We start from the raw sequence: 25,842 nt of genomic DNA on the forward strand, positions 1-25,842 counted from the left end.
CGCCAATGGCATGGCCGGGTGATTGATGTGACAGAAGTTGATGAAGAGGCGAGTAGCCCAATAAATCGGTATTCGTCAACTCGGTAGAAACAATAGGCATTGATTATTTCCGCTTGACATCATGTCACCTGCGAAACAAGCATGGGTCTTCGAATTCCGCCTCCGCCGCTCGGATGATCCCCACATAATGGCGTGAATTCCGCAATTCACCTTTTCGGGAGCCCCCCACCCATGAGGACCAGTGAAAAGCAGCCTGCCGCCAACGCGGCGGCAGGGTTGTCGGGGCCGGCCTCGCGCAAGCTCCCCGTCCCGCCCCGGGAACGCAAGCCGGCGCTGGCCGCGCTGGCCGTCCTGCTCATCCTGGGCGGCGCGCTGGCCACGACCCTGCTCGTGCTGAACAGCGGCAACCGGGTCTCCGCGATCCGCGTCGTCCAGCAGGTCGGCGCGGGGCAGAAGTTCACCCCGCAGGCCATCGAGGAAGTGAAGATCGCCGACGACGGCGTCGACTTCGTCTCCTGGGCGCAGCGACAGCAGGTGCTCGACAGCTTCGCGGCCGTCACGATCCTGCCCGGCACGCTGCTCACCGACCAGATGGGCGTGCGGGCCAGCAGCGAGCTGGGGCAGGGAAAGGCCACTGTCGGGCTGGCGCTCAAACCCGGTCAAATGCCGGCGGGCGTGCAGCAGGGCGACCGCGTACAGGTGATATTCGTCCCCAGCAGAGCGAGTGAGGGGGAAAGCCGGGTGCTCGCCGCGAGCGCGCTCGTCTTCTCCGTCGGCGACAAGTCCCGGACGGGAAATTCCGGCCAGATCACCGTGGTCGTCGAAGCTCCGGCGGCGCCGGAGATCGTGGCCGCCGCCTCCAGCGGACAGGTCGCGGTGGCCGAGCTCCCGGGGGCACGCTGACGTGGCACTGATCGTACTGGCCGCCGACAAGGGCGCGCCGGGCGTGACCACCGCCGCCACGGCGCTCGCGGCGGTCTGGCCCCGTCCCGTCCTGCTGGCCGAATGCGACCCGGCGGGCGGTGACCTCGCCTACCGGCTGCCCGCCGCCGGCGGCGGCGTGCTCAACCCCGGCAGAGGGCTGCTCACGCTCGGCGCCACCGCGCGGCGCGGCCTTGAGGCCGCGCAGATCCACCAGCACACGCAGAAGGTCGTCGGCGGCCTGGACGTGCTGGTCGGGCTCACCCACGGCGAGCAGGCCGCCGGGCTCACCTGGCTGTGGGGCCCGCTCGGCAGGTCGCTGGCCGCCATCCCGAACGCCGACGTGATCGCCGACTGCGGCCGCCTGGGCGCCCACCCGCAGCTCGCCGACCTGATCGCCGAGTCCGAGCAGGTCGTGCTGCTCACCAGGGCCACCCTCGACCACGTGGCGCACCTGCGCGAGCGCCTCCAGATCACCAAGGCCCACGGCGTCGTCGTGATCGCCGACCCGCGCAACTACCGCGGCTCCATCGAGGACGTGCGCAGGATCGTCGGCCCGAGCGTGCAGTACGTGCACGGCCTGGCCTACGACCCCAAGGGGGCCGAGCTGCTGCGCGGCCAGTGGGGCGGCCGGCTGGACCGCTCGCTGCTCATCCGTACGGCCCGTGACCTGGCGGCGAGGCTGGTGAGCACCCGATGATCGACCACTCGCTCGTCAAGCGCTTCCGCCAGGAGGTCGGCGACCGCCTGGCCCACCAGCGACGGCTCGACCAGGCCAACGGCCTGCCCCCGATGACCGGCGAGGACGAGCGCCAGTTCGCCAGGGCGCTGATCTCCCAGGTGCTGGAGGAGCACGCGCGCGGCGAGATCGGCCTGGGCCGCACGCCGCCCACCGTGGAGGAGGAAGAGGCGCTCGCGGCGGGCATCCACGCGGCGCTGTTCGGCGTGGGCCGGCTGCAGCCGCTGCTCGACGACGCCGAGGTCGAGAACATCGACATCAACGGCTGCGACCGGGTGTTCGTCAGCTACGCCGACGGCCAGGAGCTGATGCACGACCCGGTCGCCGAGTCCGACGACGAGCTGATCGAGCTGATCCAGATCCTGGCGGCGTACTCCGGGCTGTCGAGCAGGCCCTTCGACACCGCCAACCCGCAGCTCGACCTGCGCCTGCCCGACGGCTCCCGGTTGAGCGCGGTCATGGACGTCACGGTCAGGCCGGCCGTGTCGATCCGCCGGGCCCGCCTGGGCAAGGTCTTCATGTCCGATCTCGTGGGCAACGGCACGATAAGTCAGGACATCGGGCGCTTTCTGCGGGCGGCGGTCGCCGCCCGCAAGAACATCATGATCGCCGGGTCCACCAACGCGGGCAAGACGACGCTGCTGCGTGCCCTGGCCAACGAGATCCCGCCCACCGAGCGGCTCATCACCGTCGAACGCGCCCTGGAGCTGGGCCTCGACCAGTTCCCCGAGCTGCACCCCAACGTCGTCGCCTTCGAGCAGCGCCTGCCCAACTCCGAGGGCCAGGGCGAGATCACGATGGCCGAGCTCGTCCGCCGCTCGCTGCGGATGAACCCCAGCCGCGTCATCGTCGGCGAGGTGCTCGGCGACGAGATCGTCACCATGCTCAACGCGATGACCCAGGGCAACGACGGCTCCCTGTCGACCATCCACGCCAATTCCAGCATGGAGGTCTTCAACCGCATCTCCACCTACGCCCTGCAGGCCAGCGAGCGGCTGCCGATCGACGCCACCCACATGCTCATCGCCGGCGCCATCGACTTCGTGGTCTTCATCGAGAAGCGCAACGACTACCACGTGGGCGGCCGGCTGCGCCGCTACGTCTCCAGCATCCGCGAGGTCAACGGCTGCGACGGCCGCGTGCTGTCCAGCGAGGTGTTCGTGCCGGGCCCCGACGGCGGCGCCGTCCCGCACGCGCCGATCTCCTGCCTGGAGGAGCTCGCCGCCCACGGCTACTCCCCGGGAGGGTGGTGAGGCATGCCGTTCACGATCGACCCGCTGGCGTTGCTGGCCGGCGCGGCAGCAGGCGGCGGCCTGTTCCTGTTCGTCCTGGCCCTGTACGGCCTGCGCCCCCGCCCCACCCGGCCCAGGAGCGACCTGATCAAGGCGCTGACCACCCGCGGCGCCGTCGCGGCGGTGGCCGCCACGCTCGTTCTGATCATCACCCACTGGCCGGTCATGGCGGTGGGCACGGTGCTGCTCGTGTTCGCCTGGCGCGGCCTGGCGGGCGGCGCCGCCGAGGAGCGGGCCGCCATGCGCCGCCTGGAGGGCCTGGCCGCCTGGACGGAGTCGCTGCGCGACACGATCGCCGGAGCCGCCGGCCTCGAACAGGCCATCCCCTCCTCCATCAGGGCCGCCGCGCCCACGCTCAGGCCGCACCTGCGGGCCCTGATCGACCGGCTGCACACCAGGATGGCGCTGCCCGACGCGCTGGCCCGCTTCGCCGACGAGCTCGACGACCCCTCGGCCGACCTGGTGGTCGCCGCGCTCATCCTCAACTCCAAGCTGCGCGGCCCCGGGCTGCGCGACGTGCTCGGCGCGCTGGCCGTCTCGGCCCGCGAGGAGCTCGACATGCGCCGCCGCGTCGAGGCCGAGCGCCGCGCGACCAGGCGCAGCGTGCAGATCGTCGTCATCACGGCGCTGGCCTTCGCCGGGATCCTCGTGCTGTTCAACCCCGAGTACGTCAAGGAGTACGAGGGCTACCTCGGCCAGGCCGTCCTGGTGGTCGTGGCGGGGCTGTTCGGGGCGGGGTTCGCCTGGATGCGGCGGCTGGCCCGCTTCGACAAGCCCACACGGCTGCTCATGGGAGGTGGCGGCGATGGTTGAGAGCGCGCTGGCCGGCGCGGCGCTCGGGCTCGGGCTGTTCGTGCTGCTGCGAGCGCTGTTCCCGGCCCGTCCCGGGCTGGTGGCGCGGCTGCTCGCGCTCGACGCCGTCCGCGAGGACGCGGGCGCGCCCCGCATCCAGCTCGTGCTGCCCGACGAGGAGGTCGGCGCGTTCCGGCGCGGCCTCGGCGCCCGCCTGGCCCGCCTGTACGGCGCGCGCGGCTGGGAGGCCAGGCCGGTCAGGTCGGACCTGGCCCTGCTCGGCCGCTCGTTCGAGGCGTTCCTGGCCACCAAGGTGCTGCTGGCGGCCAGCGGCCTGCTGGCCTTCCCGCTGCTGCTGGCCTGGCTGGTGCTCATGGAGTGGGGCGTGTCCCTGGCCATCCCGTTCTGGAGCGCCGTGCTCGTCGCCGTCGTCTTCTTCTTCCTGCCTGACCTCCAGGTCAAGCGGGACGCGGCGGCCAAGCGGCGCGACTTCCGCCACGTCGTCGGCGCCTTCCTCGACCTCGTCTCCATGAACCTGGCGGGCGGCCGCGGCGTCCCCGAGGCCCTGATGATGGCCGTCTCGGTCAGCGGCGAGCAGCCCAACTGGGCCATGGGCCGCATCCGCGACGCCCTGAGCGGCGCCAGGATCGTCGGCATCACGCCGTGGCAGGCCCTCGGCCAGCTCGGCGAGGAGATCAACGTCGACGAGCTGCGCGACCTGTCCGCCGCGCTCGGCCTGGTGGCCGACGACGGCGCCAAAGTACGTGCCTCGCTCACGGCCAGGGCCGCCACGCTGCGCCGCCGTGAGCTGGCCGAGATCGAGGGCCGGGCGGGCGAGCGCTCCCAGTCGATGCTGGTGGCCCAGCTCCTGCTCTGCGCCGGTTTCGTGATCTTTCTCAGCTACCCCGCCGCGATGAAGATGTTGGGAGTCTCATGAACCACCCGTGGATCGTCTACCTCAACGCCTACCTGGGCGAGCGGGTCCGCCGCGCCCGCACCGCGCCCACCAGGGGCGCCTCCGCCGTCGAATGGGTGATCATCACCGCGATCATCGCCGGCGTCGCGCTCGGCCTGGCCACCTTGATCAGGACCCTGGTGGAGCAGCAGCAGAGCAACCTCGAACAGACCTTCGGCGGCGGTGGTGACGGTGGTGGCGGCGGCCAGCCGTGACAGCCGGGCCGCCGCGCGACGAGCGCGGCGCGACCGTGATCGAGCTGGCGCTGCTGATGCCGGTCATCCTCGCGACCGTGCTGCTCATCGTGCAGGTCGCCCTCTGGTTCCACGCCCGCGAGGTGGCCGAGGCCGCCGCCCAGGAGGGGGCGCGGGTGGCCAGGGCGGCGCCGTTCGACTCGGGGGCCTGGCAGGGCGAGGCCACCGGCAAGGCCACCGAGATCATCCAGGCCGTCGGCCCCCGGCTGCTGCGCGACGCCACCGCCACGACCTCGGAGCGGGAGCCCGACGAGCGGTTCGTCACCGTGACCGGCAGCGCCGTGCAGGTCATCCCGCTGCTGCCCGACCTGGCCTTCACGATCACCGCGACCGCGGGCGGGCCCGTCGAGTGCTTCCGCCCCGACGACGGCGGCGAGGACTGCGCATGAACGAGCGGGGTTCGATGGCCGTGGAGACCGTCATGCTGGCCCCGGTCTTCCTGCTGTTCCTCATGTTCCTGGCCGGCGCGGGGGTGCTGGTCGAGTCGCAGGGACGGGTGAACGGGGCCGCGCGTGACGCCGCCCGCGCCGCGTCCGTGCAGCGCACGCTCGACGACGCGGAGGCCGCCGCCGAGGCCATCACCACGAACGTGCTCCAGAGCCGCTGCCAGTCCGCCGCCGTCTCCCTGGACGGCTCGGAGTGGGAGCAGGGCGGCCAGGTCCAGGCCGAGGTGTCGTGCGAGCTGGACCTCGGCTTCCTCGGCTTCGGCGGCACCAAGCGGCTCACGGGAACGGCGGTGGTGCCGCTCGAACAGTTCAGGAGGGTCGAATGAGAGCCGGCGAGCGGGGCTCCATGTCGGTGTTCACCGTGCTGTTCTCCGTGGTCGTGTTCCTGCTGGCCGGACTCCTGGTGGACGGCGGCTCGGCGATCAACGCCCGGCTGCGCGCCGCGGACGTGGCCGAGCAGGCCGCCCGGGCCGGCGCCGACGAGCTGGACGTCGACCACCTGCGCGCGACGGGGCAGGCGCGGCTGCTCGGCGAGGCGCTGGTGTGCGCCAGGGCAGACGAGATCGTCACGGCCGTGGGCGGCGACGAGGTGTCGTCGGGGGAGTGCGTGGTCGGCCAGGGGCAGGCGCAGGTCACGGTCACCGTGTCGGTGCGGTGGGAGGCGTTCTTCCTCAGCGCGATCGGCTTCCCCGGCTCCGAGATGACAGGCGAGGCCACCGCGGCCCCCGAGGCCAGGTAACCCGAACCGAGATGGCCGAACCGCGATAGCCGAACCGAGATAGACCGAATCCCGCCACTCGATGGATGCGGGACACCAGAGGCACGACGCTGGACCGGGGAAAGGAGAGGCGATGCCGACGCGAGAGCCCGCGCGTCCACCCGGACGTCACGTTCCCGTACGTGTCCCGGCCAGGCGCAGCTTCGGCGACGTGCTCGCCGGGATCGGGGCGCTGATCGTGCTGGTGGCGCTGGTGGGCGGCGTGCCGTACGCGCTGCTCAGCTACGTCGGCCCGCCGCTCAGGGCCGAGCTGCTCGACCCCCAGGTGTGGACCGGCAAGGTGGGCCACAGCACGATCATGGCCGTGCTGGTGCTGATGGTGTGGGGCGCCTGGTTCCAGCTCTTCGTGTGCGTGCTGGTCGAGGTGTACGCCGGGGTGCGCCGGGTCGGCATGCCCGCCCGCGTGCCGCTCTCCGGCGGGATGCAGTTCCTCGCGAACAAGCTCGTCTCGGCCGTGCTGCTGCTGTTCACGGCGGGGGCGATGGTGGTGCCGCTGGTGAAGTCGGCGCCCACGCCCGCCGCCCCGCCGGTGACGGCGGTCGCGTACTCGGCGCCGATCGTCGAGCAGACGCTGGAGACGCCCAAGACCAAGAAGGTGTACGTGGTGCAGCCGCCGCACGGCCGGCACCACGAGAGCCTGTGGGAGATCGCGGAGAAGTGCCTGGGAGACGGCCGCCGATATCCCGAAATCTACCGACTCAACCAAGCCAAGGAGCAGCCGGACGGCACCCGCCTGCGGATGGCCGACCTGATCAGGCCCGGCTGGGTGCTCGACATGCCGGACGACGCCAGGAACGTCCACATCGTCCCCGCCGGCCAGCCCCGCGAGCAGACCCTGCGCGAGCACCCCGGCAGGGCGCACGTGGACCGGCCGGAGCCCCGCGACCAGGGCGAGGCCAAGCACCGCCAGCCCGGCCAGCAGGACGGCAGGAGCACCGACCGGCAGGACGGCAGGAGCACGGACCAGCCGGGGGGCAAGCACGCCGATCGGCGCGCCGAGCTGGAGGAGCGCAAGCGCGCCGAACAGGAGGAGCGCGAGCGCGCCGAGCAGGGCGAGAGCAGGCGCGCCGACCAGGAGGACGAGACGCCGACGGATCGGCAGCCCGTCGTCATCGCCGAGCCGCAGGGCGGCGACCTGACGCAGTACCTCGCCGCCGCCTCGCTGGCCGCCGCCGGGCTGCTGCTCGTGCTGGCCAGGCGGCGCAGGGAGCAGCTCTGGCGGCGGCTGTTCGGCCGCCGGATCGTCCGGCCGCGCGACGACGCCGCCCAGGCCGAGATCGCGCTGCGACTCGGGAGCGACGCGCCGGGCGCCCGCATCCTGGACGTCGGGCTGCGGACGCTCGGCGCCGAGCTGGCCGCCCAGCACCGCACCCCGCCCGTGGTGTACGGGGCGCACCTGTCGGCCCGTTCGCTCGACCTGTGGATCCATCCGGCGGACGACGACCCGCCCGCCCCGTGGACGGCGGCGGACGGCGGCCAGATCTGGCGCCTGCCCGCCCACGAGGGCCGCCTCCTGCCGGACCCGAGAACGAACCCCAGCCCGGCCCCCGCTCCCAGGCCGCAGCCCGGTGAGCCACCGCACCCGGGCGGGGCGCCGCAGTCAGGCAGCCAACTGCCGCTGGGCAGGGCGCCGTACCTCGACAGCCGGTCACCGTCGGGCAGGACACCGTACCTCGACAGCCGGCCGCCCTCGATCAAGGCGCCGTACCCCGGCAGTCGGCCGCAAGCAGGCAGAGCGCCCTATCCCGGCAGCCGGGCACAGCCCAGCGAGGCGCCGCAGGCGGACAGCGGCGCGCGGCAGGGCAGCCCGCCAGCGAGCGGCGCACCGCAGCCCGACGCCCTGGCGCGGCCGAGCGGCGCATCGCAGCCCGACGCCAGTGCGCGGCCGGGCGGCGTGCCGCAGCTCGACGCCGGTCCGCGGCCGGGCGGGGCGCCGTATCCGGGGCTGGTCTCGATCGGCACGGACGCCGCCGGCCGCGTCCTGATCGACCTGGAGGCCGCGCAGGGCCTGATCAACGTCCGCGGCCCGCAGACCACCGCCGCCCTGGCCGCCCTGGCGGTCGAGCTGGCCACGAACCTGTGGTCCGACCGCATGCGCATCACGCTCGTCGGCTTCGGCGGCGAGCTGACCGCCATCGCGCCGGGCCGCGTCAGGGCGGTGGGCAGCCTGGCCGAGGTGCTGCCCGAGCTGGAGGCCGGCGCCGCGCCGCGCAGCGAGGTGCTGACCGGCCGCATCACCGGCAGCCCGCGCAGCGCCCACTACCTGCTGTCCGCGGTGGCGCCCACGCACGACGAGGCCCGCCGCCTGGCGCTGCTGGCCCGCAGGGACACCGCCGGCTACGTGGTGGCGGGCGAGGTCCCGCACGCCACCTGGACCCTGGAGATCACCGACGACGGCAGGGCCAGGATCGCCGAGCTGGGCTTCGAGGTGACGGCACAGCTCCTGCCGCGCCGCCACTACCAGGCGCTGATCGACCTGTTCCGCACCGCCGGCCGGCTGGAGGGCGAGGCGATCCCGGAGGCCGAGCCGCTGGCGGGGCTGCATCCGCCCGTCGTCGAGATCGGGATACTCGGCCCCGTCGAGATCTCCGGCCTGCCCCCGCTGGAGGAGGGCCGGATGGAGCTGGCCACGGAGCTGCTGGTGTACCTGGCCACGCACGTGGGCGGGGTGCATCCCGTGGTGCTCGGCGGTGTGTTGTGGCCGCGCGGCGTCCAGGACCTGGTCAGGGACGCCACGATCGCCAGGGTCGCCGAGTGGCTCGGGCCGGAGCACCTGCTCGTCGACGACGCGGGCAGGCTGCGGCTGGGGCCGGACGTCCGTACGGACTGGGCGTTGTTCAGGGAGCTCGTGCGCCGCTCGCAGCACGACCCCACGGCCAGGGCCGTCCTGCTGGAGAAGGCGCTCGGCCTGGTCAGGGGCCCGCTGCTGGCCGCGCGCGGCCCCGGCAGGTACGCCTGGCTGGCGGCCGACGACCTGGAGTACGACGTGACCGCGGCCGTGGCCGACGCCGCGCACCAGCTCTGCGAGCTGCGGCTGGCGCACGGCCAGCCGGACGCCGCGGTGGCCGCCGTGCGCGCGGCGCTGCTGCTGGCGCCCGACGACGAGGGCCTCTGGCGCGACCTGCTGCGTGCCACGCACGCGACGGAGGACACGGTACGCCTGCGCGCCGTCGTCGAGGGCCTGACCCGGCGGGCCGCGTCGCACGCGTACGGCGGCGCGATGGCCCCCGAGACCGAGGCGTTGATCGAGGAGCTGCTGCCCACGTGGCGCATGCATGTGGTGAGGGAGTCGTCGGCATGAGACGTGCGGCGATGGTGCTGTGCCTGCTGCTCGCGGCGGGCTGCGGAGCGCAGGAACGGCCGTACCGGCCCCAGGAGGCGCCCCCGCCCCCGGCGGCGGCCGGCACCGCGAGCGCCACACCCAGGACGCGGCTGCCGTCGCAGCCCCGGACGATCCAGGTCGCGGCGGGTCTGAAGGCCCGCATCGAATGGCCGGCGAACCCCGATCCGCTGCTGAAGGTGATGGTCGACCAGTACGTCGGCACCCGTAAGGCGGTGGCCGAGCGGCAACGTACGTACAAGGAAGGCCTTGAGCTCGACGCCGCCGTGCAGGCGAGCGAGTGGGTGGAGTCGTTCGCCCGCGAGCAGTGGTCGATGCGCGGCGTCGGGCGGCTGTACAACCTGCGCGTCAGCGCGCGGGTGGGCAAGGGCGCCCAGATCGACGCCTGTGTGGACGAATCGGGGGTGCGGATGGTCTCCACCCGTACGGGAAAGGCCGTCAGCCCCCAGCCCGAGTGGTTGCGCACCCCCTACGGCCAGAGCGTGGCCGCCCGCCGCGGCGCCGACGGGGTGTGGCGCATCAGGACCTACGTTCCCTCCAGAGAGAGATGCACCCGATGAAAGCCTGGCTAGCGGCTCTGCTCATGGCACCGCTGCTCCTCGACCCCGTCCCGGGCCCCGGCGAGAACACGACCCAGGAGAAGGAGCAGACCGGCAACACGGTGGGGTGGCGGGGCAAACACACGAGCATCAGGGTCAGCGGCGACGTCGGCGGCAGCGGCGACGGCTACCGCATCCCGCAACCGTGCTGGTACGAGCCGGGGCCGACCCCGGAGGAGATGCTCCGCCAGCGCGGCGAGGGCCGTGACGCGGCCAACAGGGCGCGCATCGACGAGGAGAGCCACCAGGCGTTCATCCAGCAGTTCAAGGACAAGCTCGGCGAGGACGGCCGGTGGTGGCTGCCCGCGCTGAACGAGGCCGACCCCAACGGCGTGGCCTGCTGGACGAACCTGGAGCAGTTCGTCTTCGTGCCCACCGGCACCACGCCGCCCGCCGGCCTGACGATCGAGCAGCTCGCGCAGATCGCCCGCGCCGCGCTCACCGTGCCCGAGCCCGCCGTGAAGCTGAACCCCGATGCCAAGAGCTACGTCAACCTGCCCACCTTCGTCTGGCTCGAAGGCGTGGGCGAGCAGCGCCGCACCGTCACGGCCGAGCTGCCCGGCGTGATGAGCGTGACCCTGGTCGCGACCCTCGACGACATCCAGATCGACCCGGGGACGACGCCGGAGCGGGCGGAGGTGACCGAGAGCGGGTGCGGGGCCGCCGGGAAGCCGTACGCGAAGGGCGCGGCGTTCACCTGCGGCGTGCGTTACCTGCGCTCGTCGATCGACCAGCCGCGCGAGCAGTACACGCTCACCGTCACCACCGTGTGGCCGGTGGACATCCAGGCCCAGGGTGGTGTGGTGCCGTTCCAGTTCGACCCCGTGGAGCTGGAGACCACGCGTGACGTGCCGGTCGGCGAGATCCAGAGCAACGTCACCCCGCCGTCAGGACAGAACGGCGGCTAGCGGGGCCAGCTCGGGCTCCTGCGCCGCCTCGGCCAGCACCTCCTTCAGCACGGTGTCGTGCGTGGGCTGCGCCCGCTCCAGCAGCTCGCGCCCGGCGGGCGTGACCTCGGAGTAGATGCCCCGGCGGTCGTCCTCGCACAGGTAGCGGCGCAGCAGGTCGCGGCTCTCCAGCCGGGCCACCAGCCGCGTGGTCGCGCTCTGGCTGAGCACCACCGCCCTGGCGAGCTGCTGCATGCGCATGTGCCAGCCGTCCTGCCTGGCCAGCACGTCGAGCACGGTGTACTCGCTCACGCTCAGCCCGTGCTCCTTCTGCAGGCACTTCTCCAGCCGGTCCTCGATCTTGGCGTGCAACGCCGCGAGGGTGCGCCAGCCCTGGGCGCGCGCCTCGGCGGCGTCATCGGCTATGGGCATGTGGACAGCCTCCTCCGGCATGGTTGTATGGTCAGTTAGTCGGCGTGTGCAAATAATGTCTACGCTTACTAACGTCGTCTGAGGAGAATTCTATGCCTCTCGCCCTGTTCGCCCTCGCGATCAGCGCCTTCGGCATCGGAACCACGGAGTTCATCATCAACGGGCTGCTGCCCGAGCTGGCGCAGGACTTCGCCGTCACGATCCCGGCCGCCGGCCTGCTCGTCTCCGGGTACGCCCTGGGCGTGGCCGTCGGCGGCCCGCCGCTGACCATGCTCGGCGGCCGGCTGTCGCGCAAGACCATGCTGCTGGCGCTGATGGTGCTGTTCATCGTGGGCAACCTGCTGTCGGCGCTGGCCCCCTCGTACGGCGTGCTCATGGCCGGCCGCGTCCTGGCGGCCTTCGCCCACGGCGCCTACTTCGGCGTCGGCTCGGTGGTGGCCGCCGACCTGGTGGCACCGCAGAAGCGGGCCAGCGCGATCGCCCTGATGTTCACCGGCCTGACGCTGGCCAACGTGCTCGGCGTGCCGCTCGGCACGTGGATCGGGCAGGCGTTCGGCTGGCGCGCCACGTTCTGGGTCGTGGTCGCCATCGGCGTGGCCGGCCTCGCCGGCGTCCTGGCCCTCGTGCCCCGCCAGCCCCGGCCCGAGGGCGGCGGCCTGCTGCGCGAGCTGGCCGCCTTCCGCACGACCGGCGTCTGGCTGGCCCTGGCCATGACCGTCTTCGGCTTCGCGCCCGTCTTCGCCGTCATCACGTTCATCGCACCGATCATGACCGGCGTGGGCGGCTTCTCGCCGGGGACGGTGCCGGTGGTGATGGCCGTCTTCGGCGTCGGCCTCGTGGCCGGCAACCTGATCGGCGGCCGGCTCGCGGACCGGGCCGTCATGCCGAGCATCTACGGCTCGGTCGGCCTGCTCACCCTGCTGGCCGTCGTGGTGGCGCTCGTCTCGGCCCACCAGCTCGCCTTCGTCGTCGCCATCACCCTGTTCGGCGTGGCCGCCTTCGCCACTGTCCCGCCCCTGCAGACGCGCGTCCTGGACGCGGCGGCGGGCGCCCCGACGCTGGCCTCGGCCGCCAACATCGGCGCCTTCAATCTGGGCAACGCCATCGGGTCGTTCGCTGCGGGCCTCACCATCGACGCGGGCCTCGGGTATACGGCGCCGGCGTGGACTGCTGCTCTGCTCGGGTTGGTGGGGCTGGGGGTGGCCGGGGTCGCGGGGGTGCAGGCTCGGCGGCTGGTGACTGCTTGAGTGTGGTCAGGGCTGGTGCGGCCGGGTGCCGTGCCAGCCCTGTGGGCTTGGATCAGTCGAACAGTTCGTCGACGCTGGTGACTTTGATCGCCCTGTCGATCCAGGTTTCCAGTGTTGCCTGGTCGGTGCAGGTGAGGACGCGTTCTTCGGCTTGGTGTGAGAGGGGGATGCCTCGCGTGCGCAGGATGATGAGGACGGCCTTGGCCTCTCCCTTGGCCTCTCCCTTGGCCTCGCCGTACTCGACGGCCTCGCGGATGATCGGATTTATCATGGCGTCAGGGATGCCTACGGCCACTTCGAGCTCCTTGAACATCTGGACGGCGTCGGAACCGGACAGCAGGGTGTATACAAGCGCAGCATAACTGGGCTGCCCTTCGAGCGGTTGCTTGTCCGCGTCGACCCACGCCCGAAGCACATCCAGCGCCTCGTCACCTCCGAGGCTGCCGTACGCGATGGCCGAGAGTGCCGCGAGCTCGGGATTGGCTCGGGCCTCCGCCACGTCGGTGATCCTGGGTACGTCGCGCAACGCGGCGACGGACGGGCGCAGCACCCACTCGGGATGCCCCATGTGGATGGGGGCGGCGCAGGCCAGGGCGGCTTCCTCCGTCTCGCAGAAGACCAGAAGCGTCACCGGGCACTTCTCGCGAGCTCGCAGTGTGGCCATGTAGACCGGCCAGGACCATTGCTTGTGGGGGTCGTACTTCCGCTGGACCTCCACGATGACCGACGCCACAGACTCCTTGTTCCGCCTGAATACGACGACCGAGTCGGACCGGAACTCCTTCGGCAAGTCGGTGAAGTCGCAGTTACCCAGCAACGCTTCGTCGAAGGCGGGCATGTCGACGTCCACCCTGGCCAGTAGCGCCGTGACCAGGGACGGACGGTTGCGGACGAGCTCGATCAAGTACTCATGTTCTAATGTCGGCGACATGGCCGATACATTACCTAGAGCAGCCGATACATTACAGGGAGTTGACGATACCTCCGCTTTCGTAGGCGATCAGCCACTCCTTCACCGGTACGCCGTAGTAATACCCCCCATAACCCCCAGAGCTCGGCAACACCCGATGGCAAGGCACAAACGGCGCAATCAGATTCTGCGCACAGGCAGACCCAGCCACCCGAGCCGCCGTCCTCGGCATCCCCGCCCGCTCGGCCAGCTCAGCGTAGGAAACGGTCGTCCCCGCCTTCACCTCCCGCAACGCGGCATGCAACCGCTTACGCGTAGCCGACCCAGGCTGCGACACCGGCACGGCATCCAACGCATCCAACTCCCCGCCGAAGTAAGCCCGGGTAGCCTCGGCGGCCAGTCCGAGATCCTCCACCACCTCCAGCCCTTCGGCCTGCAGCGCGGGCGTGAGCCGGACGAACATCTCCGTGGGATCGGCGGTGAAGCCGGCCGCGACGAGCACGCCCTCGCGGGCGAGCAGGGCCAGCGGGCCCACCGGCGTCGGGACGAGCTGGGCAGCGATCATGAGGAGCTCCAGAGGTGCAGGGCGGCGTACGCCCGCCACGGGCGCCACCGCTCGATGTGGTCGGAAGGGATGCCCAGGGCGGCCATGCGCTTGTTCGGGACGAGGTCGCCCGTGGGCCAGGCGTCCGGGTCGCGCAGTGCGCGCAGGGCGATGTAGCTGGCGGTCCACGGGCCGATGCCGCGCACGTCGAGCAGCGCGGCCACCGCCTCGGCCGGGTCCTGGCCGCCGTCCAGGTCGAGCTGGCCTTCCGCCAGGCGGGCGGCGAGGTCCTTGAGGGTGTCGATCCGGCGGTTGGTGAGGCCGAGGCCGGTCAGGTCCGTGTCCAGGAGGTGGTCGGGGGTGGGGAAGAGGCCGCCTGGGGCGGCGGCCCTGGCGACGATGCGGCCCAGCAGCGTACGGGCGCCCGCCACCGAGATCTGCTGGCCCACGACAGCGCGCACGGCCAGCTCGAACCCGTCGAACGCCCCCGGCACCCGCAGCCCCGGCCGGGCCGCTACCAGCGGGCCGAGTGAGGTGCGGCCGAGGACGTCGGAGATGGCCTCGGGGTCGGCGTCCAGGTCGAGGAGGCGGCGGCAGCGGGCCACGACGCGGGCGAGCTGGCGGGTGTCGTCCACGGTCACGTCCAGCGCGATGTGCCCGCGCTGCGGGGTGAGCGTGATCGTCCCGCCCGGCACGGCCCTGGCGTAGGAGGTGTGGTCCGCCACCTCCAGCCCCGGGATCGCCCGGGAGGCGAGGAAGGCGAAGACCCCCTCCACGTCGTACGGCTCCCGCCGGTGCAGCCGCAGCCGCAGGGAGGCCGCCCCGGCCACCTCGGCCGCCCGGGGCCCGGCCGTGGCGCGCAGCTCGCTCGGCGTGAACCCGTACGTCTCCCGCATCGTCGCGTTGAACTGCCGCACGCTGCCGAACCCCGCCGCGAACGCCACCTCGGTCACCGGCAGCCCCGTCTCCGTCAGGAGCTGCTTGGCCAGCAGCAGCCGCTTCGTCCGCGCCACCGCGAGCGGCCCGACGCCCAGCTCGCCCACGAACAGCCGGTGCAGGTGCCGCTCGGTGATGTGCAGCCGCTGGGCGAGCCCGGCGACGCCGCGCTCGTCGGCGGCCCCGTCGTCGATGAGCCGCAGCGCCCGCCCGACGAGGTCGCCGCGCAGGTCCCAGCCGGGGTCGCCGGGCGACAGCTCGGGCCGGCAGCGCTTGCACGGGCGGAACCCGGCGGCCTCGGCCGACGCCGCGTGCCGGTAGAAGCGCACGTTGCGGGCCGAAGGGGTGCGGGCGGGGCAGATGGGACGGCAGTAGATGCGCGTCGTCGTCACCGCCGTGTAGAACCGCCCGTCGAACCGCGCGTCCCTGGCGGAGACGGCCCGGTAGCAGGAGTCGAAGTCGAGCTCTAGTGGTGACATGCCTCCGACAGTATGCGCTCCCCAAGGGGACTGACTGGCGGAAATCAGACACCACCGTTCATGGCTGGTGGCGCAGCGGGGAGCGTACGTACGGCAGCCAGCTCAGCGCCATGACGCAGGCGCCCAGCGCCAGCGCGGGGCCGGTGCCCCACAGCTCGCCGACGGCGGCGGCGAGCAGCCCGCCCGCCCCGAGCGCGCCCGTCAGCAGCAGCCGCATCGTGGCCGTCATCCTGCCCAGCATGGGGTCGGGCGTGACCCGCTGCCGCAGGCTGACCAGCAGCACGTTGTTCAGCCCGGTGCGGAAGGTGAGCACGAACCAGGCCACCGCGCCGGCCCACACCCACGCCCCGCCTAGAGGCAGGCACGGCACGAAGAACGCGGCGGGCGTGGTGAGCAGGCTCGTGAGCCACGCGGCCCGCCCGGTGCCGAGCCGGCGGCCGATGGCGTGCGCCGACGCCGAGCCCGCCAGCGCGCCGAGCCCGCCCGCCGCCAGAAACGCGCCCAGCACCCACTCGGGCCGGCCGAGCTGCTGGACGAGCACGATCGGCAGGAGGACGGAGCAGAGCGGGAACGCCAGGTTCGCCATGGTGCCCTGGAGCAGGGCCGTGACGAGGATCGGCTCGCCGAAGAGGAACCGCACGCCCTCGGCGATCTGCCGGCCCAGCGGCTCGGGCTCGCGCGGCGTCGTCCGGGGCTCGGGGACGCCGCGCAGCCAGGCCGCCGACCACAGGTAGCTCAGCGCGTCCAGCAGGATCGCCACCGGCGCCCCCGCCACCTGCACCAGCACCCCGGCCACGCTCCGCCCGGCCACGTCCATCCCGGCCCCGGTGCCCACCAGCAGCGTGTTCGCCGCCGTCAGCCGCTCCCGCCCGACCAAGCCCGGCACGATGCTGTACGCGGCCACGTCGAACAGCAGCGTTCCGGCCCCGGTGAGCACCGCGACGACGTACAGCTGCGCCATCGACAGCCACCCGCCCCACCACGCCAGCGGCACCGACAGCAGCACCCCGGCCCGAAGCAGGTCGGTGGCGATCATCACGGGGCGGCGCCTGACCCGGTCCACCCAGGCCCCGGCGGGCAGCCCGAGCACCAGCACGGTGAGCGTGCCGAGCGCGGCGAGCAGCCCGAGCTGGCCCGCGCCCGCCCCGAGGGCGGTCACCGCGAGCAGGGGCAGCGCGACGTAGCTGATCTGGGAGCCGAGCTGGCTGACCGCGCCGGCCAGGAAGAGGTTGCGGAAGCCGCGCAGCCGCAGCAGCGGCTCGTTCGTCACCGTGGTCGTCATGACCGCCACGATGGTGAAGAGCCGGTGATGTCACCATCGATTAAGTGAGACGCTAATCCAATGACGCTCGATCTCGTCTTCACCGCCCACGACATCGCCAACACCCGGTTCGCGATCTCCCCGCTCGGTGAGGTCGTGGCGAGCGTGCGGGTGCTGAAGGACCCGTCCGCGCATCCGCTCCTGCGCCCCTGGGCCGAGCAGGTGCGCCGCCGCCTGGCGGACGTGGAGTGGCGGCTGCTGTCCGACCTCGTGCCGGTGCCGACGATCACGATCGCGGGCTTCACCTGCACCCCGCCGGCCACGTCCATGCCGGACCTGGAGCTCGAACTCGCCACCATGCGGGGTGCGGCCGCCCGGGTGCGGCCGGATCTGGACGAGGTGCCCGGTCCGCGTACGAAACGGGTGCAAGCCCTCTACGACGACCCGGAGCAGGGGCTGGAGCGCCTGGCGGCCGAGGTCACCGGCTACTGGCGGGCCGCGCTGGCCCCGTACTGGCCGCGTGTCCGGGCCCTGCTGGAGGGTGAGATCCTGCACCGGGCCAGGCTGCTGGCCGAGGGTGGCGCGCAGCGCATGCTGGCCGATCTGGACGAGGCCGTCACCTGGCACGACGGGACGCTGAGCATCCGGCACCGCTACGTCTCGGGTGCGCGCCCGCTGCGCGGCCTCGGGCTGCTGCTGGTGCCGAGCGTGTTCGTCTGGCCGAAGGTGTTCTCGGTGACGGTGCCGCCGTACCAGCCGACCGTGCGGTACGCGCCACGCGGCGTCGCGACGCTCTTCGAGCGGCGCGAGCTGGAGCCGCCGCAGGCGCTGGCCGCCGTGCTGGGCAGGACCCGCGCGCGGCTGCTGGCCGAGCTGGACCAGCCGGCCTCCACCCGCGAGCTGGCCCGGCGCACGGGGCTGTCGGAGCCGGGCGCGAACCAGCACCTCACCGCGCTGCGCAGGGCCGGCCTGTGCTCAGCTCACCGTACGGGGCGATACGTCCTGTACGCCCGCACGGCGACCGCCGAGGCCCTCCTGACGGACAGCACGCTGCCGAGGCCCTCCTGACAGGAACAGCGCAGGCCCCCTACTTGGACGAGACGCCCACCCCCAGGTCGAACTCCCGATAGACCCGCGCCCAGAACCCGTCACGCAGCCACACCCGCGCCTCCGGGTAAGGCCGCAGCGAGTGCCCGAGCTCCTTCTCCGCCTCGATCAGCAGCTCGGTGTCGATCACGGTGGGCAGGATGGGCCCGGGCAGCAGGTCGCGGATGTTGTCGCGGCCACGGGTGAGGATCCACTTCTGGGCCACGTGCTCGCCCACGTCCTCCACCCGCGGTCTGCTCGGCCCGAGCTTGGCGACCTGGCCGGGCTTGGCGTGCGGCTTGACGGGGGCGCGCCCGGCGAAGACCTGCGCGGGCGAGGGCGCGGCGGCGGGCGGGGTGACGGGGACGGGCTGGGGAGCGCGGCTGAAAAACGGTCTTAGGAAATCGGCGCTGATCACTTCGACGGTGTCGGACTCCCACACCAGCCGTTCGGCCTGGTTGGTGCCGTAAGGCGGTTCCACGCCCCACAGATGGATGCGCACGCCGTACGCCTGCGCCGCCTCCACCGCCGGGACCATGTCCTCATCACCCGCCAGCAGGATCGTGTCAGTGACCGCATGATGCCTGGCCAGAGCCTCCAGATCGCTCCGGATCTGCGCGTCCACACCCTTCTGCTGGCCTCGGGCGTTCAGGTTGCCCAGTCGCACCTTGACCCACGGAAGCTGGGCGATGACCCGCTGGTCGACGGTGGGCACGCGGTCACGGGCTGCGTCATACCAATAGATCCGCAGAAGTTCGCCCGAAATACGTTCCTCTGCATGTTTCTGTAGACTCTGGATGAGCTCATCGGCGGCCACCCGATATTCCTTGCGCTCCTTCGCGCCGAGCAGCACTTCACCTGCCGCGGCGTACAGATAACCGACATCCACTAGGACGGCGTACTTGGCTGCCACAGGATGCGGCATGAGGTCTGGGATGGCCATGTCGTCCTCCAGGCCGCGGTGTTAGTTGATCGGCCGACTATATACGCCTACTTTCTCTAGATAGTCCCAACTCCCGGGGAACTTGACACCCGATTCGCAGGATCTATCTAGGGTAGTGCGCTCATCCGCCATGCCGACTTCCCTGGTGCGACAGGCTTACGCATAGCTCTAGCCGGGTTTCGCCATGTTTGTCTTCCCGGGTTGGCAGGTCTCTCCGGCTCGTCGCGCACGTTCCTGGACGCCAGGACAGCAGTCAGAGCCGCGATCTCCTCCGGCGTGGCGTCGCCGCGGACAATCCGCAGATCGGGCGTCACAGCGGGATGTTCCCATGCTTCTTGGGCGGCAGGGTCATCCGCTTGTTCCTGAGGGCCCGCAGCGCCCTGACGACCTGGGGCCGGGTTTCGGCCGGCCGGATCACCGCGTCGACGTAGCCGCGCTCGGCCGCGATGTACGGGTTGGCCAACGTGTCCTCGTACTCGGTGACGAGGGCGGCCCGCTCGGCCTCGGGGTCGGCGGCGGCGGCGAGCCTGCGCCGGTGCAGGATGTTGACCGCGCCCTGAGCGCCCATGACCGCGATCTGCGCGGTGGGCCAGGCCAGGTTCACATCCGCGCCGAGGTGCTTGGAGCCCATGACGTCGTACGCGCCGCCGTACGCCTTGCGGGTGATGACCGTGATCAGCGGGACGGTGGCCTCGGCGTAGGCGTACAGGAGCTTGGCCCCGCGGCGGATGATTCCGTTCCATTCCTGATCGGTGCCGGGAAGGAAACCCGGTACATCAACAAAAGTCAGGATCGGAATATTAAACGCATCACATGTTCGAATAAATCGGGCGGCCTTCTCAGATGCGTTGATATCCAGACATCCCGCGAAATGCATGGGCTGGTTGGCGACCACGCCCACCGGCTGGCCGTCCACCCGGCCGTACCCGACCACCACGTTCGGCGCGAACAGCGCGTGGACCTCCAGGAACTCCCCGTCGTCCAGCACGTGCCCGATCACCTCGTGCATGTCGTACGGCTGGTTCGGCGAGTCGGGGATGATCTCGTCCAGCTCGGGGACCGGGCCGAGGTCCGTGGCGGGCTCGTAGGCCGGGGCCTCGTCCAGGTTGTTCGACGGCAGGTAGGACAGCAGCGCCTTGACGTAGTCGAGCGCGTCCTGCTCGTCGGCGGCCTGGTAGTGCGCCACGCCCGACCTGGTGTTGTGCGTGCGGGCCCCGCCGAGCTCCTCGAACGTGACCTCCTCGCCGGTCACCGTCTTGATCACGTCGGGCCCGGTGATGAACATCTGCGACGTCTGGTCCACCATCACCACGAAGTCGGTCAGGGCGGGGGAGTAGACGTGACCGCCGGCCGCGGCGCCCATGATGAGCGAGATCTGCGGGATGACGCCGGAGGCGTGCACGTTGCGCTTGAAGATCTCCGCGTACAGGCCGAGCGCGACCACGCCCTCCTGGATGCGCGCGCCACCGCCCTCGTTGATGCCGATGATCGGGCAGCCGGTCTTGAGCGCCAGATCGAGCACCTTGACGATCTTCTCGCCGTACACCTCGCCGAGCGAGCCGCCGAACACCGTCACGTCCTGCGAGAACACGCACACCTGACGGCCGTCGACCGTGCCGTGCCCGGTGATCACCCCGTCGCCGTACGGTCGCCGCTCCTCCAGCCCGAACATAGTGGACCTGTGCCTGGCGAACTCGTCGAACTCCACGAACGAGCCCTCGTCCAGCAGGGCCAGCACCCGCTCCCTGGCCGTCATCTTGCCCTTGGCGTGCTGCTTGTCCACCGCCGCTGACGAGCCCGCATGCACGGCCTCGTCGAGCCGCCGCGCCAGATCGGCGATCTTGCCGGCGGTGGTGTGAATATCCGGTTCCGCCGGCATCTCCTCCGCAGTGCTCATGCGCGCAAGGCTAGTCCTCCTCCTAGAGTGAAGCCATGTCGGACGCGGTTCGCACGCACGCCCTCTTCAAGCGGTACGGGCAGCAGATCGCTGTCGCGGGGGTGGACCTGGTGGTGCCCGCCGGGAGCTTCGCGGGCCTGGTCGGGCCCAACGGGGCGGGGAAGACGACCACCCTCAGCATGATCACCGGGCTGATCCGTCCCGACGGCGGCTCCGCCGAGGTGGACGGCTTCCACGTCTGGCGCGACCCCGTGGAGGTGAAGGCGCGCATCGGGGTGCTGCCCGAGGGGCTGCGCCTGTTCGAGCGGCTGTCGGGGCGCGAGCTGCTGGTCTACAACGGCAGGCTGCGCGGCCTGCCCAAGGCCGACGTCGAGCAGCGCGCGGCCGAGCTGCTCGCCGTGATGGACCTGACCGAGGCCGCCGACAAGCTCGTCGTCGACTACTCCACCGGCATGCGCAAGAAGATCGGCCTGGCGGCGGCGCTGCTGCACAACCCGTCCGTGCTCTTCCTCGACGAGCCGTTCGAGGGCGTCGATCCCGTCAGCGCCAACACGCTGACCGAGGTGTTGCGGCGCTACACCGCCTCCGGCTCCACCGTCATCTTCTCCAGCCACGTGATGGACCTGGTCGAGCGGCTGTGCGACTGGGTGTCGGTGATGAGCGCGGGCCACATCGTGGCGCAGGGGGCGCTGGCGGACGTACGCGGTGACCGTCCCTCGCTCAACCAGGCGTTCCTCGAACTGGTCGGGAGCGGGCACCAGGGCGGCGAGCCGGGCCTGGGCTGGCTCGGCGCCCAGCGGCCGACGGCGCCGCAGGCCGGCTCGCAGCAGGCCCCCCAATGACCACCGTCACGCTCTTCGCGCAGCTCAAGCTGCGCCTGATGGCCGGCAACCTGCGCGGCGACCTTCAGCGCAAGCTCGGCTTCGTCTTCACCCTGCTGGCCGCCGCCGGCCTGGCCGTGCTCGGCTTCTTCCTGATGAGCCTGCTGCGGCTGGCTCCGCCGGACATCGCCGCCTCCCTCGTCATCGTGGCGTTCAGCACGTTCCTGATCGGCTGGATGGTCGTGCCGCTGATGGCGTTCGGCCTGGACGACACGCTCGACCCGGCCAAGCTGGCGCTCTTCCCGCTGGGCACGCGGCGGCTGGCGATCGGGCTGTTCACCGCCTCCGTCACCGGTGTCTGGCCGGCGGCGATGCTGTTCGTGACGTTCGGCGCGCTGGTCGGGCTGGCCTCCAGCGCGGGCGGCTGGCTGCTCGGGGTGCCGGCCGTGCTGGTGCAGTTCGCGCTCTGCGTGGTGACGTCCCGGCTGATCACCACCGCGCTGTCCGGCGCGCTGCGCACCCGCCGCGGGCGCGACGTGCTGGCCGTGGCCGCGCTGCTCGTCGTGCTGCTCGCGCAGCTGCCCAACCTGCTGATGAACGGCGGCTTCGGCGATCCGGCGACCATGCTGCACGCGATGGCCGCCGTGCTGCGGTGGTCACCGCCCGGCATGCTGGCCCACGCCATCGTCGACGGCGGCCTGATCGGGCTGGCCGAGGTGGTCCTCGTGGCGCTGTTCACCGTGTTCCTGGCGTGGTTGTGGATCAAGGCGCTCGGCCGCGCCCTGGTCACGCCCGACGCCTCCACCCAGGCCGCCTCCGTACGCAGGGAGAGCGGCCTGATCGACCGGTTCCTGCCCGACGGGCCGCTGGCCGCGGTGGTGACCAAGGAGCTGAAGTACATCAGGCGCGACCCCCGCTACCGCGTCGGCTGGTTCAGCGCGGTCCTGGTGACGATCGTGCTGTCGTTCTCCCTGACCAGGACGGCCGGGGCGGGCGCCGGCCTGCCGATCACCCTGTCGTGCCTGGGCGCCCTGATGATCGCGCTGCAGTCGATCAACGCGTTCGGCATCGACGGCCGCTCGCTCTGGATGAACGCCGTCGCCTTCGGCTCCGAGCGCGGCCTGACCACCGACCTGGCCGGGCGGCACCTGGCCAACGCGCTGATCGCCGTGCCCGTGATCGCGGTGATCGCCGTCGCGACCGGCCTGCTCACCGGCCAGCCGGACGCGATCCTGCCCGGCATGCTGACCGGGTGGGGCGCGCTCGGGGTCGGGCTCGGCGTCGGCTCGGTGACCAGCGTGGTGCTGCCGTACACCGCGCCGGAGCGGATGAACGCCTTCAGCGGCGCCGCTCCCGGCCAGGGCGGGCTGGCGTTCGCCTCCGCGATGGGCGCCATGGTGGGGATCGGGCTGCTCGTGCTGCCGTTCGTGGTGCCGCTGCTGTTCGGGCTTCTGTGGGTGTCCGTGCTGGCGCCGTTCTACGGTGTGCTGGCGGAGGTGCTCGGCCGGCGGCTGGCCGCCAGGATCGGCTTCGCCCGTACGCCGGAGCTGCTCGCGGCGGTGTCGAAGCCCACGTGAGCAGTGGTCTAGTCCAATAACTGAGACCGGTCTACGGCGGCCCGAACCGACTCGATACCCTTCGAAACATGATTGACCAGGGGCTCGAGCGTCGCAGTGCCGCCGTAACCGAGATGCCGGACGAGCTACGCCACGATGTGCGTCTGCTGGGCAAACTGCTCGGCCAGGTGCTCGCCGAACAGGGTGGCGAGGACCTGCTGGCCGACGTCGAACGCTTGCGCAAGGCCGTCATCGCGGCGCGCAAGGGCGAGATCTCGGCCGACGTGATCACCGAGATGGTCGCCGGATGGGAGATCGAGCGGGCCGTGGCCGTGGCCCGCGCGTTCACCTGCTACTTCCACCTGGCCAACCTGGCCGAGGAGCATTACCGCATCCGTACGCTGCGGGAGCGGGACGCCGAGGGCAGGGTGCAGCGCGAGTCGCTGGCACAGGCCGTGCACGAGCTCGGGCACGAGCGCGTCACCGAGCTGCTGGAGGGCCTGGAGCTGCATCCGGTGCTCACCGCGCACCCGACGGAGGCGCGCAGGCGCGCCGTCGTCACCGCGATCCAGCGCATCAGCGGCCAGCTCAGCGAGTACAACGCGCCCGGCCGCGGCGCCTCCGAGCGCGCCGAGAGCAAGCGGCGCATGCTGGAGGAGATCGACATCCTGTGGCGGACGGCCCAGCTCCGCTCCACCAAGCTGGACCCGCTCGACGAGGTGCGCACGGCCATGGCCGCCTTCGACGAGACGCTGTTCCGCATGGTGCCGCAGGTCTACCGCTCGCTCGACGCCGCGCTCGACGAGCGCAGCGGCACCCGCCCGCCGCTGGCCACGCCCTTCATCCGGTACGGCAGCTGGATCGGCGGCGACCGCGACGGCAACCCGAACGTGACCTCCAAGGTCACCCGCGAGACCATCCAGATCCAGTCCGAGCACGTGCTGACGGCCCTCGAGACCGCCTGCGCGCGCATCGCCCGCACGCTGACCGCCTCCACCCAGTTCGCCCCCTGCTCCCCGCAGCTGCGGACGGCGCTGGCGGCGGTCGTGGACGCCCACCCCGACGTGGTGTCGGAGCTGGCCACCCGCTCGCCGCGCGAGCCGCACCGGCAGTGGCTGCTGTTCGTGGCCGCGCGCATCTCCGCCACCCACCGCCGCAACGCCGACCTGGCCTACCGCTCACCCGACGAGCTGCTGGCCGACCTCCGGCTGGCCCAGGAGTCACTGGCCGCCTCGGCGCCGCGGCAGGCGTACGGGGAGCTGCAGCACCTCATCTGGCAGGTGGAGACGTTCGGCTTCCACCTGGCGGAGCTGGAGGTGCGCCAGCACTCCCAGGTGCACGCGGCGGCCCTGGCGGAGCTGCGGGCCGGCGGCGAGCTGTCGGAGCGCACCGAGGAGGTCCTGGCCACGATCCGGGTGATCGGCTGGATCCAGGAGCGCTTCGGCGTCACCGCCTGCTCCCGTTACGTCGTCTCCTTCACCCGCTCCGCCGAGGACATCGCCGCGGTCTACGAGCTGGCCAGGCATGCGCTCGGCGACCGCGCGCCGGTGCTCGACGTGGTGCCGCTGTTCGAGTCCGGCCAGGACCTGGCCAACTCGCCGCAGGTGCTGTCCGGCATGCTCGACATCCCCGAGGTGCAGCGGCGGCTGGCCGACACCGGGCGGCGCATGGAGATCATGCTCGGCTACTCCGACTCGGCCAAGGAGCTCGGCCCCGCCGCCGCCACGCTCCGCCTCTACGAGGCGCAGGAGGAGCTGACGGCCTGGGCCGCCGAGCACGACGTGCAGCTGCGCATGTTCCACGGCCGCGGCGGCGCTCTGGGCCGCGGCGGCGGTCCGGCCAACCGCGCGGTGCTGGCCCAGGCCCCCGGCTCGGTCGCGGGCCGCTTCAAGGTCACCGAGCAGGGCGAGGTCATCTTCGCCCGCTACGGCCACATCGCCATCGCCCGCCGTCATCTGGAGCAGGTGGCCAACGCCGTCCTGCTGGCCTCCTCGCCCACGGTCGGCGCCCGCACCGCGACCGCCGCCGAACGTTTCCGCGGCCTGGCCGAGCGGGTGGCCACGGCCTCCGAGCAGGCCTACCGCGCGCTCACCGAGGCCCCGGGCTTCCCCGAGTGGTTCGGCCTGGTCAGCCCGCTGGAGGAGATCGGCACCCTGCGCCTCGGCTCCCGCCCGGCCCGCCGCGGCCTGGGCGCCCCCCGCTCTCTCGACGACCTGCGCGCGATCCCCTGGGTCTTCGCCTGGGCCCAGACCCGCGTCAACCTCCCCGGCTGGTACGGCCTCGGCACCGGCCTGGCGGCCGTCGACTCCCTGGACGAGCTGCGGGCGGCGTACGCGGAGTGGCCGCTGTTCAACGTGATGCTGGACAACGCGGAGATGTCCCTGGCCAAGACCGACCGCTCCATCGCCAAGCGCTACCTGGCGCTGGGCGGCCGGGAGGACTTCGCCCAGCAGGTGCTGGAGGAGTACGACCGGACCAGGGAGCTGGTGCTGCGGGTCACGGGGCACACGCGGCTGCTGGAGAACCGCAAGGTGCTCTCGCGTGCCGTCCAGCTGCGTGACCCGTACGTGGACGCGCTGTCGCACCTGCAGCTGCGCGCGCTGCGCGCACTGCGCACGGAGACTCTGTCGGACCAGGAGCGCGACCGCCTGTCCACGCTGCTGCTGCTGTCGGTGAACGGGGTGGCGGCGGGGTTGCAGAACACCGGCTGACCTTCCCGGGCGGGAG

Annotated in this window: 25 protein-coding genes; 17 read left to right on the plus strand and 8 right to left on the minus strand. The window is 72.0% G+C overall.

Annotated elements, in window-relative coordinates:
• The first annotated feature begins 231 nt into the window (after positions 1-231).
• The 12 genes from LCN96_RS06125 (at position 232) to LCN96_RS06180 (ending at position 11,024) form a co-directional block, all read left to right on the plus strand.
• Positions 232-903 carry a hypothetical protein gene (locus tag LCN96_RS06125; RefSeq protein WP_225271596.1) on the plus strand — a complete coding sequence of 224 codons (672 nt, stop codon included), beginning with the start codon at positions 232-234 and terminating at the stop codon, positions 901-903.
• Between the two features lies 1 nt (position 904).
• Positions 905-1,621 carry a hypothetical protein gene (locus tag LCN96_RS06130; RefSeq protein ID WP_225271597.1) on the plus strand — a complete coding sequence of 239 codons (717 nt, stop codon included), beginning with the start codon at positions 905-907 and terminating at the stop codon, positions 1,619-1,621.
• Positions 1,618-2,913, plus strand: coding sequence for a CpaF family protein (locus LCN96_RS06135; RefSeq protein WP_225271598.1), 1,296 nt, complete (start codon positions 1,618-1,620; stop codon positions 2,911-2,913). The genes LCN96_RS06130 and LCN96_RS06135 overlap by 4 nt, the downstream gene beginning before the upstream one ends.
• Positions 2,914-2,916: 3 nt before the next feature.
• On the plus strand, positions 2,917-3,765 hold the full coding sequence (locus tag LCN96_RS06140; RefSeq protein ID WP_225271599.1) for a type II secretion system F family protein: 849 nt from the start codon (positions 2,917-2,919) through the stop codon (positions 3,763-3,765).
• Positions 3,758-4,681, plus strand: a complete 924-nt coding sequence (locus LCN96_RS06145) for a type II secretion system F family protein (protein ID WP_225271600.1) — start codon at positions 3,758-3,760, stop codon at positions 4,679-4,681. Before LCN96_RS06140 ends, LCN96_RS06145 begins: the two co-directional genes overlap by 8 nt.
• Entirely contained in the window at positions 4,678-4,914 is a 237-nt protein-coding gene (locus LCN96_RS06150; RefSeq protein WP_225271601.1) for a hypothetical protein, read from the plus strand. The genes LCN96_RS06145 and LCN96_RS06150 overlap by 4 nt, the downstream gene beginning before the upstream one ends.
• The gene (locus LCN96_RS06155) at positions 4,911-5,342 is read left to right on the plus strand and encodes a TadE/TadG family type IV pilus assembly protein (protein ID WP_225271602.1); all 432 of its coding nucleotides are present in this window, start codon (positions 4,911-4,913) and stop codon (positions 5,340-5,342) included. The genes LCN96_RS06150 and LCN96_RS06155 overlap by 4 nt, the downstream gene beginning before the upstream one ends.
• Positions 5,339-5,725 (plus strand): TadE/TadG family type IV pilus assembly protein, encoded by a 387-nt coding sequence (locus LCN96_RS06160; protein ID WP_225271603.1) that lies wholly within the window; start codon positions 5,339-5,341, stop codon positions 5,723-5,725. The genes LCN96_RS06155 and LCN96_RS06160 overlap by 4 nt, the downstream gene beginning before the upstream one ends.
• Positions 5,722-6,138 (plus strand): TadE/TadG family type IV pilus assembly protein, encoded by a 417-nt coding sequence (locus LCN96_RS06165; RefSeq protein ID WP_225271604.1) that lies wholly within the window; start codon positions 5,722-5,724, stop codon positions 6,136-6,138. Before LCN96_RS06160 ends, LCN96_RS06165 begins: the two co-directional genes overlap by 4 nt.
• Positions 6,139-6,250: 112 nt before the next feature.
• Positions 6,251-9,478, plus strand: coding sequence for a BTAD domain-containing putative transcriptional regulator (locus LCN96_RS06170; RefSeq protein WP_225271605.1), 3,228 nt, complete (start codon positions 6,251-6,253; stop codon positions 9,476-9,478).
• Positions 9,475-10,077: a hypothetical protein gene (locus LCN96_RS06175; protein ID WP_225271606.1), complete on the plus strand. Its 603-nt coding sequence runs from the start codon at positions 9,475-9,477 to the stop codon at positions 10,075-10,077. The genes LCN96_RS06170 and LCN96_RS06175 overlap by 4 nt, the downstream gene beginning before the upstream one ends.
• Complete coding sequence (locus tag LCN96_RS06180) at positions 10,074-11,024, plus strand: hypothetical protein (protein WP_225271607.1); 951 nt, start codon at positions 10,074-10,076, stop codon at positions 11,022-11,024. The genes LCN96_RS06175 and LCN96_RS06180 overlap by 4 nt, the downstream gene beginning before the upstream one ends.
• Here the strand turns inward: LCN96_RS06180 and LCN96_RS06185 are convergent.
• Positions 11,004-11,435 carry a MarR family winged helix-turn-helix transcriptional regulator gene (locus LCN96_RS06185; protein WP_225271608.1) on the minus strand — a complete coding sequence of 144 codons (432 nt, stop codon included), beginning with the start codon at positions 11,433-11,435 and terminating at the stop codon, positions 11,004-11,006. The two genes, LCN96_RS06180 and LCN96_RS06185, sit on opposite strands and share 21 nt — an antisense overlap.
• A 92-nt stretch (positions 11,436-11,527) precedes the next feature.
• Between LCN96_RS06185 and LCN96_RS06190 the strand changes: the two genes are divergently transcribed.
• A complete protein-coding gene (locus tag LCN96_RS06190) occupies positions 11,528-12,682 on the plus strand; it encodes an MFS transporter (RefSeq protein ID WP_225271609.1) in 1,155 nt (384 codons plus the stop codon).
• Positions 12,683-12,734: 52 nt separating this feature from the next.
• Here the strand turns inward: LCN96_RS06190 and LCN96_RS06195 are convergent, their stop codons facing one another.
• From LCN96_RS06195 to LCN96_RS06210, 4 genes are read right to left on the minus strand one after another with little or no spacing between them, the layout of a single operon-like run.
• Positions 12,735-13,586: a hypothetical protein gene (locus tag LCN96_RS06195; RefSeq protein ID WP_225271610.1), complete on the minus strand. Its 852-nt coding sequence runs from the start codon at positions 13,584-13,586 to the stop codon at positions 12,735-12,737.
• Positions 13,587-13,644: 58 nt separating this feature from the next.
• On the minus strand, positions 13,645-14,157 hold the full coding sequence (locus LCN96_RS06200) for a methylated-DNA--[protein]-cysteine S-methyltransferase (protein ID WP_225271611.1): 513 nt from the start codon (positions 14,155-14,157) through the stop codon (positions 13,645-13,647).
• A complete protein-coding gene (locus tag LCN96_RS06205) occupies positions 14,154-15,551 on the minus strand; it encodes a DNA-3-methyladenine glycosylase 2 family protein (protein WP_225271612.1) in 1,398 nt (465 codons plus the stop codon). The genes LCN96_RS06200 and LCN96_RS06205 overlap by 4 nt, the downstream gene beginning before the upstream one ends.
• 58 nt (positions 15,552-15,609) lie before the next feature.
• Positions 15,610-16,833, minus strand: coding sequence for an MFS transporter (locus LCN96_RS06210; RefSeq protein WP_225271613.1), 1,224 nt, complete (start codon positions 16,831-16,833; stop codon positions 15,610-15,612).
• Positions 16,834-16,893: 60 nt separating this feature from the next.
• On the opposite strand from LCN96_RS06210, the gene LCN96_RS06215 reads away from it, so the two are divergent.
• Complete coding sequence (locus LCN96_RS06215) at positions 16,894-17,880, plus strand: DUF5937 family protein (protein WP_225271614.1); 987 nt, start codon at positions 16,894-16,896, stop codon at positions 17,878-17,880.
• 19 nt (positions 17,881-17,899) lie between these two features.
• On the opposite strand, the gene LCN96_RS06220 is transcribed toward LCN96_RS06215, so the two are convergent.
• The 3 genes from LCN96_RS06220 to LCN96_RS06230 form a co-directional block, all read right to left on the minus strand.
• Positions 17,900-18,841: an NYN domain-containing protein gene (locus LCN96_RS06220; protein ID WP_125632505.1), complete on the minus strand. Its 942-nt coding sequence runs from the start codon at positions 18,839-18,841 to the stop codon at positions 17,900-17,902.
• 107 nt (positions 18,842-18,948) lie between these two features.
• Positions 18,949-19,155, minus strand: coding sequence for an acyl-CoA carboxylase subunit epsilon (locus tag LCN96_RS06225; RefSeq protein ID WP_225271615.1), 207 nt, complete (start codon positions 19,153-19,155; stop codon positions 18,949-18,951).
• A complete protein-coding gene (locus LCN96_RS06230; RefSeq protein WP_225271616.1) occupies positions 19,152-20,738 on the minus strand; it encodes an acyl-CoA carboxylase subunit beta in 1,587 nt (528 codons plus the stop codon). The genes LCN96_RS06225 and LCN96_RS06230 overlap by 4 nt, the downstream gene beginning before the upstream one ends.
• Positions 20,739-20,773: 35 nt before the next feature.
• On the opposite strand from LCN96_RS06230, the gene LCN96_RS06235 reads away from it, so the two are divergent.
• From LCN96_RS06235 to LCN96_RS06245, 3 genes are all read left to right on the plus strand, one after another.
• Entirely contained in the window at positions 20,774-21,580 is an 807-nt protein-coding gene (locus LCN96_RS06235) for an ABC transporter ATP-binding protein (RefSeq protein WP_225271617.1), read from the plus strand.
• Positions 21,577-23,136: a hypothetical protein gene (locus LCN96_RS06240; RefSeq protein ID WP_225271618.1), complete on the plus strand. Its 1,560-nt coding sequence runs from the start codon at positions 21,577-21,579 to the stop codon at positions 23,134-23,136. Before LCN96_RS06235 ends, LCN96_RS06240 begins: the two co-directional genes overlap by 4 nt.
• Before the next feature lie 68 nt (positions 23,137-23,204).
• Complete coding sequence (locus LCN96_RS06245; RefSeq protein WP_225271619.1) at positions 23,205-25,826, plus strand: phosphoenolpyruvate carboxylase; 2,622 nt, start codon at positions 23,205-23,207, stop codon at positions 25,824-25,826.
• The last annotated feature ends 16 nt before the right edge of the window (positions 25,827-25,842 follow it).

This window comes from Nonomuraea gerenzanensis, assembly GCF_020215645.1.
Classification (GTDB): Bacteria; Actinomycetota; Actinomycetes; order Streptosporangiales; family Streptosporangiaceae; genus Nonomuraea; species Nonomuraea gerenzanensis.

Coding starts and splice junctions, on each gene's coding strand:
- LCN96_RS06125 (WP_225271596.1), top strand. CDS start 232: ATGAGGACCAGTGAAAAGCAGCCTGCCGCCAACGCGGCGGCAGGGTTG.
- LCN96_RS06135 (WP_225271598.1), top strand. CDS start 1,618: ATGATCGACCACTCGCTCGTCAAGCGCTTCCGCCAGGAGGTCGGCGAC.
- LCN96_RS06140 (WP_225271599.1), top strand. CDS start 2,917: ATGCCGTTCACGATCGACCCGCTGGCGTTGCTGGCCGGCGCGGCAGCA.
- LCN96_RS06145 (WP_225271600.1), top strand. CDS start 3,758: ATGGTTGAGAGCGCGCTGGCCGGCGCGGCGCTCGGGCTCGGGCTGTTC.
- LCN96_RS06150 (WP_225271601.1), top strand. CDS start 4,678: ATGAACCACCCGTGGATCGTCTACCTCAACGCCTACCTGGGCGAGCGG.
- LCN96_RS06160 (WP_225271603.1), top strand. CDS start 5,339: ATGAACGAGCGGGGTTCGATGGCCGTGGAGACCGTCATGCTGGCCCCG.
- LCN96_RS06165 (WP_225271604.1), top strand. CDS start 5,722: ATGAGAGCCGGCGAGCGGGGCTCCATGTCGGTGTTCACCGTGCTGTTC.
- LCN96_RS06170 (WP_225271605.1), top strand. CDS start 6,251: ATGCCGACGCGAGAGCCCGCGCGTCCACCCGGACGTCACGTTCCCGTA.
- LCN96_RS06175 (WP_225271606.1), top strand. CDS start 9,475: ATGAGACGTGCGGCGATGGTGCTGTGCCTGCTGCTCGCGGCGGGCTGC.
- LCN96_RS06180 (WP_225271607.1), top strand. CDS start 10,074: ATGAAAGCCTGGCTAGCGGCTCTGCTCATGGCACCGCTGCTCCTCGAC.
- LCN96_RS06185 (WP_225271608.1), bottom strand. CDS start 11,435: ATGCCCATAGCCGATGACGCCGCCGAGGCGCGCGCCCAGGGCTGGCGC.
- LCN96_RS06190 (WP_225271609.1), top strand. CDS start 11,528: ATGCCTCTCGCCCTGTTCGCCCTCGCGATCAGCGCCTTCGGCATCGGA.
- LCN96_RS06200 (WP_225271611.1), bottom strand. CDS start 14,157: ATGATCGCTGCCCAGCTCGTCCCGACGCCGGTGGGCCCGCTGGCCCTG.
- LCN96_RS06205 (WP_225271612.1), bottom strand. CDS start 15,551: ATGTCACCACTAGAGCTCGACTTCGACTCCTGCTACCGGGCCGTCTCC.
- LCN96_RS06210 (WP_225271613.1), bottom strand. CDS start 16,833: ATGACGACCACGGTGACGAACGAGCCGCTGCTGCGGCTGCGCGGCTTC.
- LCN96_RS06215 (WP_225271614.1), top strand. CDS start 16,894: ATGACGCTCGATCTCGTCTTCACCGCCCACGACATCGCCAACACCCGG.
- LCN96_RS06220 (WP_125632505.1), bottom strand. CDS start 18,841: ATGGCCATCCCAGACCTCATGCCGCATCCTGTGGCAGCCAAGTACGCC.
- LCN96_RS06230 (WP_225271616.1), bottom strand. CDS start 20,738: ATGAGCACTGCGGAGGAGATGCCGGCGGAACCGGATATTCACACCACC.
- LCN96_RS06235 (WP_225271617.1), top strand. CDS start 20,774: ATGTCGGACGCGGTTCGCACGCACGCCCTCTTCAAGCGGTACGGGCAG.
- LCN96_RS06240 (WP_225271618.1), top strand. CDS start 21,577: ATGACCACCGTCACGCTCTTCGCGCAGCTCAAGCTGCGCCTGATGGCC.
- LCN96_RS06245 (WP_225271619.1), top strand. CDS start 23,205: ATGATTGACCAGGGGCTCGAGCGTCGCAGTGCCGCCGTAACCGAGATG.